At 59.8% G+C, this 14336-nt stretch carries 12 protein-coding genes; 3 read left to right on the top strand and 9 right to left on the bottom strand.

Going from position 1 to position 14336, the window contains the following annotated elements:
* Positions 1 to 9: 9 nt before the first annotated feature.
* Positions 10 to 975, top strand: a complete 966-nt coding sequence (locus tag HMPREF2760_RS08385; protein ID WP_070563933.1) for an acrylyl-CoA reductase family protein — start codon at positions 10 to 12, stop codon at positions 973 to 975.
* Here HMPREF2760_RS08385 and metS read toward each other — a convergent pair.
* The 9 genes from metS to HMPREF2760_RS12885 all read right to left on the bottom strand — a co-directional run bounded on the left by metS (position 972) and on the right by HMPREF2760_RS12885 (position 10947).
* Positions 972 to 1145, bottom strand: a complete 174-nt coding sequence (metS, locus tag HMPREF2760_RS08390; protein WP_070533705.1) for a methionine/alanine import NSS transporter subunit MetS — start codon at positions 1143 to 1145, stop codon at positions 972 to 974. The two genes, HMPREF2760_RS08385 and metS, sit on opposite strands and share 4 nt — an antisense overlap.
* Before the next feature lie 25 nt (positions 1146 to 1170).
* Positions 1171 to 2832: a sodium-dependent transporter gene (locus HMPREF2760_RS08395; protein ID WP_070533704.1), complete on the bottom strand. Its 1662-nt coding sequence runs from the start codon at positions 2830 to 2832 to the stop codon at positions 1171 to 1173.
* A gap of 172 nt (positions 2833 to 3004) precedes the next feature.
* Complete coding sequence (locus tag HMPREF2760_RS08400) at positions 3005 to 3718, bottom strand: response regulator (RefSeq protein WP_070533703.1); 714 nt, start codon at positions 3716 to 3718, stop codon at positions 3005 to 3007.
* Positions 3715 to 6312, bottom strand: a complete 2598-nt coding sequence (locus HMPREF2760_RS08405) for an ATP-binding protein (RefSeq protein ID WP_070533701.1) — start codon at positions 6310 to 6312, stop codon at positions 3715 to 3717. Before HMPREF2760_RS08405 ends, HMPREF2760_RS08400 begins: the two co-directional genes overlap by 4 nt.
* A 23-nt stretch (positions 6313 to 6335) precedes the next feature.
* On the bottom strand, positions 6336 to 6887 hold the full coding sequence (locus HMPREF2760_RS08410) for a potassium-transporting ATPase subunit C (RefSeq protein ID WP_070597054.1): 552 nt from the start codon (positions 6885 to 6887) through the stop codon (positions 6336 to 6338).
* 30 nt (positions 6888 to 6917) lie between these two features.
* On the bottom strand, positions 6918 to 8987 hold the full coding sequence (kdpB, locus tag HMPREF2760_RS08415) for a potassium-transporting ATPase subunit KdpB (RefSeq protein WP_070533697.1): 2070 nt from the start codon (positions 8985 to 8987) through the stop codon (positions 6918 to 6920).
* A complete protein-coding gene (kdpA, locus tag HMPREF2760_RS08420) occupies positions 8984 to 10696 on the bottom strand; it encodes a potassium-transporting ATPase subunit KdpA (RefSeq protein ID WP_369822001.1) in 1713 nt (570 codons plus the stop codon). Before kdpA ends, kdpB begins: the two co-directional genes overlap by 4 nt.
* Positions 10696 to 10791, bottom strand: coding sequence for a K(+)-transporting ATPase subunit F (gene kdpF / locus HMPREF2760_RS08425; protein ID WP_039672809.1), 96 nt, complete (start codon positions 10789 to 10791; stop codon positions 10696 to 10698). The genes kdpA and kdpF overlap by 1 nt, the downstream gene beginning before the upstream one ends.
* Before the next feature lie 3 nt (positions 10792 to 10794).
* Positions 10795 to 10947 (bottom strand): hypothetical protein, encoded by a 153-nt coding sequence (locus HMPREF2760_RS12885; protein WP_158011604.1) that lies wholly within the window; start codon positions 10945 to 10947, stop codon positions 10795 to 10797.
* Between the two features lie 228 nt (positions 10948 to 11175).
* Between HMPREF2760_RS12885 and HMPREF2760_RS08430 the strand changes: the two genes are divergently transcribed.
* Both HMPREF2760_RS08430 and HMPREF2760_RS08435 read left to right on the top strand, forming a co-directional pair.
* Entirely contained in the window at positions 11176 to 12861 is a 1686-nt protein-coding gene (locus HMPREF2760_RS08430) for an FAD-binding dehydrogenase (RefSeq protein ID WP_070563929.1), read from the top strand.
* 27 nt (positions 12862 to 12888) lie between these two features.
* Positions 12889 to 14172, top strand: a complete 1284-nt coding sequence (locus HMPREF2760_RS08435) for a hypothetical protein (protein WP_070561867.1) — start codon at positions 12889 to 12891, stop codon at positions 14170 to 14172.
* The last annotated feature ends 164 nt before the right edge of the window (positions 14173 to 14336 follow it).

The raw sequence follows: 14336 nt of genomic DNA on the forward strand, positions 1-14336 counted from the left end.
ATAGTGCGCATGAGCACACTCATTGTCACCCGCACCGAGTCCGGCGTTTCCCAGGCTTTCCAGGACGAGCAGGTTCTGGCAGAAGGGGACACGCTGGTCAATGTTCAGTTTTCCTCCCTTAACTACAAAGACGCCATGGCTTTGGAGGGCGATAAGGGCGTCATGCGCATCGACCCACTCGTGCCCGGCATTGACGTCGTCGGCACCGTGGAAGAAACCACGGATGAGCGTTTGAAACCGGGCCAGCTCGTCGCAGCCTTCGGCGACGGCCTGGGCGAGTTCCGTCACGGCGGCTACACCACCCAGCAGCGCGTCAACGGTGAGGCCACCATTCCCGTTCCGGAGCGCTTCAGCGCCCACGATGCTGCTGCCATCGGCACCGCCGGCTACACCGCGGCTATCTGCGTGAACCAGCTGCGCACGCACGGCACGACGGAAGGTCACATCCTCGTCACCGGCGCGACAGGCGGCGTGGGCTCCATCGCCGTGCAGTTGCTCAAGTCTGCCGGCTACGAGGTCACCGCTGTGACTGGCCGCGTGGACTCCCAATCGGAGTACCTCACTCGGCTGGGTGCGGATCACATTTTGGACCGCGCTGCGCTCTCGGAAACTGGGCGTCCGCTGCAAAAGGCGCTTTACGACGGCGCCATCGACACCGCTGGCTCCACTGTTTTGGCTAACGTTCTGGCGCAGGTGCGCTGGGGTGGTGTTGTCGCAGCCACCGGCATGGCGGCCGGCCCAGACTTGCCGGCTTCGGTGCTGCCGTTCATCCTGCGTGGCATCGTGCTGGCGGGTGGCAACTCCGTCGATGCTCCGCGCGCGGTGCGTGAGGCTGCTTGGCAGCTTCTCGACGATCACCTGGACCTCGACCTGCTGCACTCCATTACGGAAACCGTGCCGCTCGACGCCGTCACCGCGGCCGCCAAGGAACTGCGTGCCGGCACCCGCCACGGACGCACAGTGGTGGAAATTTAACTGCGCTGATGAACGCGATGTGACAGGGCTTCGTCATCCGTACCGGGGGCGGAGCCCAGCTCGCCCGTAGTGTCATCGTCAGTGCGGGCTAGCCAGATGGAGGACACCACTAGTCCACCCCAGATGACGACGACGAAGAGGATAAAGAGCAGGATTGCGCTGGTAGTCATGGTCATTCTCCTTTCCTACTAGTTGTTATTTCTGGCCTGAAACGGGCACGGCATTGTGTCCGGGCGCGGCTGCGCTCTCGGTGCTCACTTCTGACACAGTGCCAGCAGCCAGCGGGTTTGGAGTACCTGCGGGGCGCCCGCCGACTGGGACGCCGTAATCCGAGGTCTCTATCCCGTCGAGGTACTTGTTGCCGCGGAAAGCTACGAGCGGCATAAGCAGACTTCCCAACAGGATGAGGCCGAGGGCTGCCCAACCAAAGAGCCCAATCTGGATAGAGGCATAGCCCTCATAACCTTCACGCGCGATGGTGAGAATCTCGTTGACAAGGAAGTACACCAGAAGCAGCGGCGTAGCCACGAAGGTGAGAATCTGCCAGAAGCCACCAACCTTGAACTGGGACACGGCGTTGAGGTGCTGCTGGATTTCACGGCGACGGCCGGTAATCCAGCCCACCACAATCAGCGCGCAGATAGAGCCAAAGACGATACCCAGGTTATTGGTGAACTTATCCATGATGTCCAGCGTGACCAGCCCGGAAGACGTGGAGAAGAGGAAGCAGGACAGAACCGCCATGACGCTGCCGACGAAAATCGCGGATACCCGGCGGGACACATCGAACTTATCGGCCACTGCGGAAACCACGACCTCCATGATGGAAATCAACGAGGTCACACCGGCCAAGAACAGTGAGCCAAAGAAGAGGACACCGAAGAATCCGCCCCACGGCATAAGGTTGATGATGGTCGGGAAGGCGATGAACGCCAAGCCGATACCGGAGGAGGCCACCTCATCCACGGCCACGCCCTGCTGCGCCGCCATGTAGCCCAAGGTGGCAAAGACACCAATTCCAGCGAGGACCTCGAAGGAGGAGTTCGCAAAGGCGGTAACCAGGCCGGTGTTCGTAAGGTTGGTACGCGGCTTGAGGTAAGACGCGTAGGTGATCATGATGCCGAAGCCGATGGACAGCGAGAAGAAAATCTGGCCGTAGGCCGCAATCCACACTGAGGGGTTGCTCAGTACGGACCAGTCCGGAGTAAAGAAGGCATTCAGGCCAACCGTGGCGCCTTCCAAGAAGAATGCGCGCACCACGAGGATGATGAACATAACCGCCAGAACCGGCAAGAAGATCGACGTCAGTTTGCCAATTCCCTCGTTAATGCTCGTGGCCAACGTCGCAATGCAGATGATCCACACGAGGATCATGACGATGAGGATGGAGGGAACCACGTCGCCGGAATAAGTGGTCTCTGGGTCTGCTTGGAGGAAATCACTCATGAAGTAGGTGGCAGGATCGTCACCCCACGCCTGCTTTACCGACTTCACGGTGTACAACGCCGCCCAGGCAATGATGGCGGCGTAGTAGATCGCAATGAAGAAGTTCACGCCGACCTTGAACCAGCCAACGCCTTCCCAGCTTTTACCAATGCGGCGGAAGGCCAGCGGTGCTGAACCACGGAAGCGGTGACCAATGGCCAGGTCAAACCAGAGAATCGGAATACCCGCGGTCAGCAGCGCCACCATGTACGGGATGAGGAAGGCGCCACCACCGTTGTCATAAGCAACGTAGGGGAAGCGCCAAATATTACCCAGGCCCACAGCGGAGCCAATAGCAGCCATAAGGAAGACGAAGCGGGTGTTAAACGTATCGCGCGTTGACGTAGTTTTTGTCGTGGTTGTTGAGGACATGAGAGCACCTTCTTGTAGAGCACATCCCGTCCGCATGAGCCTGAAAGTGGAACCTTCAGCATCCACATGCGGACGAGTATTAGCGAGGAGTTTATACTACCTGCCGACCAATAGGTACCCTTTTTTGAGAATTGTGTCTCATTTTTCGCCACCTTTAAGTTAGGTCGCTCTCCTATCCCGTCTCTGGGATGACGAAACGATAACCCAACCCAGATTCTGTGAGCAGGTACCGTGGGTGGGCGGGGTCATCCTCCAACTTGCGCCTCAACTGGGAGGTGTAAATGCGGAGGTAGTGACCCTGCCCCTCAAAGCCGGGACCCCAGATCTCAGAGAGCAGGTCCTCCTTGCGCACCAAGCCACCGTGGGCGCGAAGTAGCGTGGTGAGCACGCCCCACTCGGTGGGTGTCAGATGCAGCGGCTCGCCACCTTTGGTGATGGAATGGTGCGGAACGTCAATCACGATATCCCCGGCGCGAACCACAGCGATCTCAGTGCGCCTCACCGGACTCTGTGGGCTACCATGCCGCAACGCCACTCGCACACGGGCTAGAAGCTCCTCCATAGAGAAGGGCTTGGTCACGTAGTCGTCCGCGCCACGGTCGAGAGCTGCGGCGCTAAACAGTGGATCGGAGCGCGCCGTCAGGATGATGACCGGTACCGCAGACCACCCGCGGATTCCTTCCAACACGACGGTGCCATCCATATCCGGCAGCCCCATGTCCAAAATCACAACGTCTGGCTGCTGCTGCGACACCACCTGTAGTCCCTCTGCGCCTGTACGCGCCTGGTGAACCTCGTAGCCACGAGCCTTGAAGTTAATACTCAACGTATTAAGTAGGCGGGGGTCATCGTCCACAATGGCGATGCTGGTCTTTTTCGTCGTCATTTTTGTTCTCCTCCCGCGACGGGAAACCGCAAAATAAAGGTTGCGCCCGGGGTGGCAGCCACCTCGATGCTACCGCTCATGGCCTCTACAAAGCCTTGGACAACAGAAAGGCCAAGGCCTACACCGTTGTCGTTGCTGGTATCACCCAAACGCTGAAACGCTTGGAACAGTTCCTTCTGCTTCTCCGGTGGGATGCCCGGGCCTTCATCGACAACGATCAGTTCTACCTGTTCGGTGGTGGTCTGGGCGCTCAAGGTAACGTCGCCGGTTGGTGCATAGCGCAAGGAGTTATCGAAGAGATTGGCCAAGACGCGCTCCATGAGCGCCGTATCCGCGCAGCACGTAACTCCACGCACGCTAGGGTCAAGGTGAATGCGCCCAATTTGCTCTCGGGAATGCCCGAAGGCACAGGAAGCAATGGCGCGATTAGCCACTTCGGCTACGTCGACGATGTCTCGGCGGGCGGTTATGGCGCCGGCTGTGAGCCGGGAGTAATCCAGCAAATTGGTTACCAATCCGGTAAGTTCCTCGATGCTCGCCGCAGTTTCTGCCAAAAGCATGTCCTGGTCTTCGGGAGTGAATTCAATGTCAGCGTTGCGCAACGAGGACACCGCCAACTTGGCCGTGGCCAGCGGGGTACGCAGGTCGTGGCTCACACTAGACAGCAGCGCTCGGCGCAACTCGTCAGCAGCGGCTATCGCATCTGCGCGCGCGGCCTCAGCAGAGAGCTTTTCGCGGCGAACAATGCCTGCGAGATAGCCCGCTACCACGGTGACCAGACCTCGGTCACGAGCAGACAATGTCGGGCCCTCGAGACGCAGCTGAACCGTGCCATCTGCGCTCGCAACAACGGTGTCCACTTCCTGTTCATGGCGCACTTTTTCGGGAATATGAAGGTGTTTCGAAGTGCGTTCGGGGGTAGCTGCGCGCCAGGTGGCAAGAACGTCACCGTTTTCATCCAGCAGCTCTGCTCTACGACAATTAAAAGCCTCCCCCACCTTGCGCATCACGGCATCCTTCGGAGAAGAATCCGCGCGGCGATTCAAGGCGGCGCGGGAAAACACCGTGAGTAGCTCAGCATCACGCGCAGCAATAGCCGAGTTCGCACGCTCAATCTTGGCGCGGCGCACGAGCATGCCGACGGCCAGCGCAATAGCCACCATGACTACGGCGATCACGGCGTTAGCGGGATCAGCAATATCGAAGGTATGGATCGGCTCGGTGAAGAACCAGTTGACCGCTAGGCCGGAAGCCACCGCCACCACTACGGCCGGCCACAGGCCTCCCAGCAAACTGACAAGCAGGATGAGCGCAAAGTAGAACGCGGAACAAGTACCTGTTCCCAAATCCTGGCCGTCAGCTTGCACCAACAGCGCAGTGAGCCCCACGAAAGCCAACGCTGAGCTAAGCCACGCGATGGCGCGCTGCGGGAAAGGGCGGAAAGGATGCAGCATCCGTGTGAGCGGAAGTGGTTTTTCCGGGGGAAGGTTGACTATGTGACAGTCAATTGAGCCGGATTCACGCAGCACCGTTTCCGCTACCGTACCGTGCCAGTGCACGCCGAAACGACGCCGCGGCGAGACCCCCACTACGAGCTGGGTGGCGTTGACACTCCGGGCAAAATTAAGCAGGGCTTCTGGGACGCTGTCCCCGGTAACCTGGTGCAGTCGTGCGCCCACATCCTGGGCTAAGGACTGCAGCCGGGCGAGCTGTTGCGCTGATCCCCCCACCGAGGAGGAACGAGAGGTGAAGGAATCACCGAAAACAACGTGGACCACGTGCAATTCCGCCGAGGATTTTGTCGCGATGCGCCGTCCGCGGCGGATAAGAGTCTCAGCATGGGCAACGTTTTGGATGGCCACAACCACCCGCTCACGCGCTTCCCACGTTTCGGTGATTTTCTGATCCGAGCGATAAGTGATGAGTGCCTCATCAACCTGATCCGCTAGCCACAGCAGTGCCAACTCGCGCAGCGCGGTGAGATTTCCCACGCGGAAGTAGTTGTTGAGTGCAGGCTCAATGCGCGCCTCGCGGTACACGTGGCCGTCGCTCAGACGGGTGCGCAACAGCTGTGGGGAAACGTCAACAAGCTCGATCTCATCGGCAGCACGTACTACCTCGTCCGGCACCGTTTCCTGCGGCGCGATGCCCGTGATCTGCTTGATAACGTCATTGAGACTCTCCAGATGCTGGATATTGAGAGTCGACATGACATCAATTCCGGCGTCCAGGATCTGCTCAATGTCTTCCCACCGCTTCTCGTGAACCTCGCCGCGCGGATTAGAGTGCGCGAACTCATCGACGAGAACGATCTCCGGGTGCCGCTGGATAACCGCCGCGGTGTCCATTTCACCCGCGGAAATGCCCTCGACAGTGCGCCTCGGAACAATCTCCAGCCCCTCGCACAGGGCCTTGGTGTACGCGCGCCCGTGGTCTTCCACTACCCCAACGACAACGTCGCGGCCTTGGTCGACCAGCGTGTGCGCTTCGCTGAGCATGGCGCAGGTTTTGCCCGCGCCGGGAGCGGCGCCCAACAGAATCTTCAGGGTGCCGCGTTTGACCCGCGTCGGGGGTGTCGTCGGTTCGGTCAACATTGCTTCATCTTATGAGCTGATCTTTATGAGCAAGGGGTTGGCGTGGGCAATGCAATGTTGAGTGTGGTCACATTTACCGTGTCCTCGCCCAAGAAACCCAGGCTGGCATGCTCAGTATTGTCTGCAATCAGCTTCTTCACGTCTTCGATAGGCATACCCTGTTCCCGGGCCACACGCGGAGCCTGCAGCTCCGCGTACTCAGGACTGATGCCGGAATCCACGCCGGAACCGGAGCCGGTAACGGCATCGGCAGGCACGTGCTCCACTGATACGCCTTCGCGCTGAGCAATCTCCTCTCGGCGTTCCCGGATGGCCTTCTCTAGCTCCGTACTTGATGTGCCGTAGTTACTCATACCTTCCGCGCGGGCGAAGAAGTAGGGGCCATCTTCCAAGCCATCCTGAATCTGAGTGGAACCGACCAGGCATTCACCCTGGTAGATAAGGTTTCCATCGGCAGATTTCGGGGTGATGCGAGATATTCCCCACACCGCGGCCGGATAGATCATGCCCAGCGCGACGACGCATAAGAGCACGGCGACGAATCCGGCGATGAGATTACGCAGATCAACACGCATTATTGCTTCCTTTTTCTTTGCAGGTTTTCTTTATAGGCCTGGAAGGAGGGAGACGACATGGTCGATAACCCAGATGCCGATGAAGGGGGTAATAACACCGCCGAGACCCCAGATGCCGAGGTTTCGACGCAACAGTGAGGACGCAGAGGCCGGCTTGTAGGACACACCCTTGAGCGCCAAGGGGATGAGCGCGACGATGATGAGCGCGTTGAAGACAACTGCGGAAACAATGGCGGACTCAGGGGAATGCAGGTGCATGACGTTGAGGCGCTCCAAGTGCGGCAACTGCGTGGAGAAGAGCGCCGGCAGGATGGCAAAGTACTTCGCCAGGTCATTGGCCAAGGAGAAGGTAGTCAACGCGCCGCGGGTGATAAGCAGCTGCTTGCCAATTCGAACGACATCGATGAGCTTTGTCGGGTCAGAATCCAAGTCCACCATGTTGGCAGCTTCCTTCGCCGCGGAGGTACCAGTGTTCATGGCCACGCCCACGTCCGCCTGGGCCAGCGCTGGGGCGTCGTTAGTACCGTCACCGGTCATGGCCACCATGCGGCCTTGTGCTTGCTCCTCACGGATGCGGGCGAGCTTGTCCTCCGGAGTAGCTTCGGCGATGTAATCATCGACGCCGGCTTCCTTGGCAATGGCAGCTGCGGTCAGCGGGTTGTCACCGGTCACCATGATGGTCTTGATACCCATCTGACGCAGTTCAGCGAAGCGCTCGGCCATGCCAGGTTTGACGACGTCACTCAGTTGCACCACCGCAATAACCGTGCGGCTGCCATCGGATTCTTCCACAGCGACGGGCAGCGGGGTGCCACCGTCTTGTGCAATTCGGGTTACGGAATCCTCGATCTCTTGCGGCCAGGTGCCACCTGCTTCAGTAACCCACTTGCGTACGGCATCGCCAGCGCCCTTGCGCAGCTTGCGGTGAGCCAGGTCAAGGCCGGACATCCTCGTCGACGCGCTGAATGGAACGACCTCCGCACTCCGCGCTTCTGCATCTCCTTCGCTGGACAGAGAGTAGTTTTCAGTCAGCCAGGCCACAATGGAACGGCCTTCTGGGGTTTCATCCGCTAGGGAGGAAATGCGAGCAATCGCTGCAGCCTCGCGCTCATCAACGCCCGAAGCCACAATCAGGCCGGTGGCCTGGCGGTTTCCGTAAGTGATGGTGCCCGTCTTGTCCATGAGGAGCGTGGCGACGTCACCAGCCGCCTCCACCGCACGGCCGGAGGTGGCCAGAACGTTGTGACGAACGAGGCGGTTCATACCGGCGATACCAACTGCCGAAAGTAGGGCGGCAATGGTGGTAGGGATTAGGCAGACCAACAGAGCGATAAGGGATAGTGGCGAAAGCTCCGCGCCGGTGAATAGACCCATCGGGGCAAGCGCAGTGACGGCGACGAGGAAGAGGATGGTCAGCGTGGAGAGCAGGATGCTCAGCGCAATCTCGTTCGGAGTCTTGCGGCGTTCCGCGCCCTCCACCAAGGCGATCATGGTGTCAACGAAGGTGGAGCCCGGTTCGGAGGTGATTTTGACCTTGATGGAATCAGAGAGCACCACGGTGCCGCCGGTCACGGCACAGCGGTCACCGCCAGCTTCGCGGACCACAGGAGCCGACTCACCAGTAATAGCCGATTCATCCACGGTGGCAGCACCTTCGATGACGTCACCGTCACCCGGGATGGTCTCCCCTGCTTCTACACGCACGATGGCACCCTTGGTCAGCTCGGACGCGGGGACCACTTCAATGCCAGAGTCAGTAATGAGATTGGCAGTTGCATCATCGCGCACAGAGCGCAGACTGTCTGCTTGGGCCTTGCCACGGCCTTCGGCATATGCCTCGGCAAAGGCGGCAAAGGCAATGGTGAACCACAACCATACCGTCACGACCCATCCGTAAAAGCTGGGGTTGAGGATGGACCACACAGTGGTCAGTGCCGCGCCTACCCACACCACGAACATCACGGGGTTGCGTGCTTGGGCGAGCGGGGACATTTTGCTCGGCAGCGTTTTCAGCGCCGCAGCCGCGAGGCCACTGCTCTTCTCCGGAGCGTTGCGGTGAGGAGTCTTATCCGGCTCAGCGGTGATGGTTTGGGTTGTCATGATAGTGCCTCCGAAATGGGACCCAGGGTGAGGACAGGGAAGAAAGTGAGCGCTGCAACCAGCAGGATTACTCCGATAGTCAACAGCGAGAAGGTAATGCCGGAGGTGGGTAAGCTGCCTGCGGTGGTGGCCTGGCGCTTCTGTCCTGCCAGGCTTCCGGCTAGGTAAAGGGCGAAGACGATGGGCAGGAAGCGGCCCAACAGCATGGCCAAGCCCAAAGTGATCTGCCACCAGGGCTCAGTCACCGTCAGTCCGGCAAAAGCAGAACCGTTGTTATTCGCCGCCGAGGTAAAGGCGTAGAGAACTTCCGACAGGCTGTGGGCATTATCAGCCGTGCCCGGCGCACCGAAGTTGGTCGCTGAAGCTTCCACGAGTTTGCGCTGCGCCACGGAAGCGCCGACGCCCACGAGGACCAGAACCGGCATGGTGAGGATGTACAAGCTAACCGCTGAAATTTCCTTGCGGCCAATCTTGTTGCCCATAAATTCCGGTGTGCGGCCCACTAGGAGGCCACCGATGAACACCGCGAGGATGGCCACAACCAACAGGCCATAGAGGCCAGTACCCACACCACCCGGCGCGATTTCACCCAGCAGCATGTTGAGGATGAGCAGACCACCGCCCAGTGGCGAATAGCTATCGTGCATCGAATCCACCGCACCCGTCGAGGTACCCGTGGTAGACACGGCGAACAGTGCTGAGGCATCAATGCCTAGCCGCTGTTCGATACCTTCCATGTTGGTGCCTGCCAACTGAGACGCGCCGCCGACAAGGGTGTGCTGTGCCCAAGTCACCAGAACAACCATCACGGTCCACAAACCACCAGCCACGCTGAGCAGCGTCCACGCGTGCTTCTGCGACTTGAGCATCACACCATACGTGCGAATCATGCAGAAAGAGATGACAAGCAGGGAGAAGATCTCCACCAAGTTGGTAAAGCCGGTCGGGTTCTCAAACGGGTGCGCAGAGTTGGCACCGAAGATGCCACCGCCGTTGGTACCCAGGAGCTTAATGGCTTCCTGGCTGGCCACGGGAGCACGGGAAATATCTACACCGGACTCCGTAACCAGGTTCGAGCCAAAGGTTTGCATGGTTCCGCCGAGGACGAGCACGGTGGAGATGAATAGCGACAGGGGAAGCAGGATGCGGACGAGGCCGCGGGTGAGGTCCACCCAGAAGTTGCCGATGAGGTGCTGACCATTCTCGGTTGCCAACGTATCGCGGCTGTACCCCAAGTGACCGATGCCGCGGATCAAGGCGACAGCAACACACATGCCCACTGCGGCTGAGGCGAAGTTTTGCACGGTCAGGCCCAGCATCTGCGAAGCGTTCGTCAGAGTGTCTTCACCGGAATAGGACTGCCAGTTGGTGTTGGAGGTAAAGGAAGCCGCGGTGTTGAAGGCCATCCACGGCTCCACGGCTTCCTCGCGGGGGTTTCCAAAACTTGGCAACACCGCTTGGAGCCGCTGCACTGCGTAAAGGACGAGGACTGAAGCCAGGCTGAAGCCCAGCAGAGCGCGAGCGTAGTTCTTAGCGTTATGGCCCCGGTTAGGGTCAATACGCAAAATTCTGTACACAAGGCGCTCCACGGCCCAGTCTTTTTCAGAGGTATATGTGCGGGCCATCCAATTGCCCAGCGGCACGTAGGCCGCTGCTAGAAGTGCAAGGAGGGCAAGATACTGCGGCGCCACCGCCGCAATGCTAGCGATCATGCGAAACGCTCCGGGTCAATAAGGGAAATGATGAGATAAGCCACGAGCGCGACAACAATGATGAGCCCGATGACTGCTGTGATGGTGTTCATGTTCTACGCGTCTCCGTCCATAAACTCGTTGATGGAGGAAGGACCGCTGAACGCAAGGACCACGATCACTATGACCAGAATGTCCAACATGTGGGAGAGACCCCCTTGTGCGCGTGCAATGTTCTGCACTAGTCCGTGCTCAGTGAAGGTTGTCACCGAGCATCAGTGCCTCCTAATCGGCATCTGACATCTAGTGACGTTAGGAGCACACCCCGCTGTACTTACCTTTTCTTTGCGGCATCTTTACACCTTCAGCCTCGAATCTTTACGTCCTCTTTACGCCCCCATTTACCCCCAACTAACAAATGCCGAAACTCCATTGTTTCTGTACATCTTCCTGAATACTCCCCCTAACTGTTCTTTCATCGCGTAAAGTTTCTTTCCATGAACGAAACCTCCGTCATCATCGTGGGCACCGGCCTCGCCGGCATGGTCGCCGGCTACGAGGCCCTCAAAGGTGGCAAGCACGTCATCTTCCTTGAACAAGAAAACCGCAATAACCTCGGCGGGCAGGCTTTTTGGTCACTCGGCGGGCTGTTCTATGTCAATTCTCCCGAACAATCCATGATGCGGGTCAAGGACTCCGAAGAGTTGGCGTGGCGGGACTGGACCAACTCAGCCGATTATGACCCAGTGACCGAGGAGGACCGTCACGACTATTGGGGTGAGAAATGGGGACGCGAATACGTGCGCTTCGCCGCCAATGAAAAGCGCTCCTATCTCAAAGGCCTAGGCCTCAACGTCCTGCCCACCATCGGATGGGCAGAGCGCGGCTCCGGGGATGCCTCCGGCCACGGCAACTCCGTGCCGCGCTTCCACCTCACCTGGGGCACGGGCCCAGAGGTCGTGCGCGTCTTCCGTGAGCCGCTCCTTAATGCAGAAGAAAAAGGCCAGGTAGAGTTCCATTTCCGCCACCGCGTGGATGAGCTCGTCGTCGAGAACGACGAGGCGGGTCGTCCGCGTGTGGTGGGCGTGCGCGGCAGCGTCCTCTCCCCCACCAATCAGGTACGTGGCGAGGCCAGCCCGAGGGACGTCGTCAAGCACTTTGAACTGCGCGGCTCCGCCGTGGTGATTGCCACCGGCGGCATCGGCGGCAATCTGGAGAAGGTACGCAAGATGTGGCCCACTGAGCGCTGGGGCGAATGCCCGAAGGAGCTGGTCACGGGTGTTCCCGCGCATGTCGACGGCCGCGGCATCGACATCGCCCAGCAGGCCGGCGCCTCCGTGGTCAACACCGACCGCATGTGGGCCTACACCGAGGGCATGACCAACTGGAACTCCATTTGGCCCGGCCACGGCATCCGCATCATCCCTGGGCCCTCGGCGCTGTGGATCGACGCCGAAGGCAACCGCCTGCCCACCACCCTCTTCCCCGGCACCGATAACCTGGCCGCACTCGCCCACATTGGCCAGACCGGCCACGGCTATTCCTGGTTCGTGCTCAACAAGGCCATCGTGGACAAGGAATTCATCTTCTCCGGCTCGGAGCAGAACCCGGATCTGACGGATAAGGAATTCAAGAAGCTCGCCGGCAAGCTGGGCCCCGGCACGCACGTGGCCGTCAAGGCCTTCATGGACAACGGTATCGACTGGGTCGTAAAAGACAACCTGGAGGATCTCGTCGCCGGAATGAACGACATCTCTCCGGAGGGCTCCCCCACCATTGATGTGGCCCAACTTCGAAAAGTCCTGGAAGACCGCGATTCTCAGCTTGATAATCCCTTCAGCAAGGACACCCAAGTCAACTACCTGCGCGTGGCCCGCGGCTTCTTGGGTGACAAGCTCATCCGCGTGGCTCCCCCGCACCGCATCCTCGATGAATCCAAGGGCCCGCTCATCGCGGTGCGTTTGAAATTCCTGACCCGAAAGACGCTGGGTGGCCTGGAGACCAACCTCGATGGCCAGTGCCTCAACCCCGACGGCACGGTACTCCCCGGCCTTTACGCCTGCGGTGAGGCCTCCGGTTTCGGCGGTGGCGGCATGCACGGCAAGAATGCGCTGGAAGGCACCTTCCTCGGCGGATGCATCCACTCGGGCAAGCGCGTGGGCGAAGCGTTGGCGCGCGGCTAGCACGGTTTTCTAATACTGTCGGTCACTATGAACCTCGCTAGGAACGTCCGCATCGACGTGGAGAATCCCTTCTTCACCACGTCCCGCTTCGTCGCCGCCCCCGCGGAACTCACCGTGGGCGAGATGATGATCATCGTCCACGCCGCACTCGGCCTCGAGCCCTCTCATCCGGGAATCCTCGTCGGTGGGGACGATACGCCAATCGACGTCCTCAGCATCATTGACCAGGACTTTTTCGAGACTTTCCGGGAGGTAGCGCACTACCACCCCTCGGACGGCGCATGGAATATCAGCATCAGCGTGGCCGATAGCTCGCGCGTCGTCATGGGCCTTCCCGCGCTTATCGCCGGTGAGGGTCCCGATCTCATGAGTGAGCTCGGAAGTGCCGAGGCGATGTTCAAGGTGGTCCTCGACGTCCAGGCCACCATGGCCTACATGGCCGTGCCCACGGATAGTATGGAGCGCATCTTCGCGCTCTTCCCCAACTACACACTGGACCAAATCCACCAACGCCTCACCACGTTCTTCCCGCCAGCAGTGGCGCAGCGCCTGGCCACCATGGGCACGGAGGCCGCCAACCTCGAGGGCGGCACCAAGCCCGCGCTGCCTGGGGATCTCCCGCTCGATCCCTTCCGCTCCACCCCCTTCGAAGACATCCCCGTGCCCTCCCCGGAGCTGCTGGAGCAATGGCGCGCGGACATCCACGAGGCCTACCCGGAGCTGCGCCCCGACTATGAGCTGCCGGCGCTTGACGACGCCACCGCCGCCCACGTAGGCCAGCGCATACGCGAATACCTCGAGGTCATCGAGGAATTTCCGCGTCTCACCGGGGCCGGCTACCTCAAGCAGGCGGCCGTCGCGCGCCTCAAGGAGGGACTGAATAGCCCCAATGATTTTGATGAGGTCAAGCGCGAGGACTACCACCAGCCGTTGCTGAACTTGCGGGGTTTCTTGACGGACTTGGATTGGATCAAGACCACGACGACGGATATCAAGCTCACCAAATATGGCCGCAAGGCCATGAGCGATCCGCTCTGGGCAACGCAGGTCGTCCTGAACAACATCCCCTATGCCTACGCCGAACCGGAGGGCATTCCTCAACTGTCCTTCGAACTAGTCCATTTATTCCGCGGCGAGTGGGAGTTCAACCCGGAATACGACTACACGCACGCCATCACCCGCGACCTGCTGTTCACGCTGGGCGTCCTTGAGGATGATTCCACGTTTCCCATGATTACCGATGGCTGCGAGGGCTTCCTCGGCGCGATCATCACCAAGGTGCGCGAGGAGCTGAACCAAGAGCTGGATTAGCTCCAAGCCGCGACCATGTAGACGACACTCATAACACTGCTCCCTGGTGTTGTTCGGCGGTGAGGTGGGATTGTTGCGCACTAAATCCGCCTAGGTCAGGAAGGCGTCCTGCAAAAGGCATCTGGTAAAAGGGCCCTTCCGGTTTTAGAGTGCGTTGATTTTGT

The sequence above is a fragment of the Corynebacterium sp. HMSC065D07 genome, assembly GCF_001810695.1.
Taxonomy (GTDB): Bacteria; Actinomycetota; Actinomycetes; order Mycobacteriales; family Mycobacteriaceae; genus Corynebacterium; species Corynebacterium hesseae.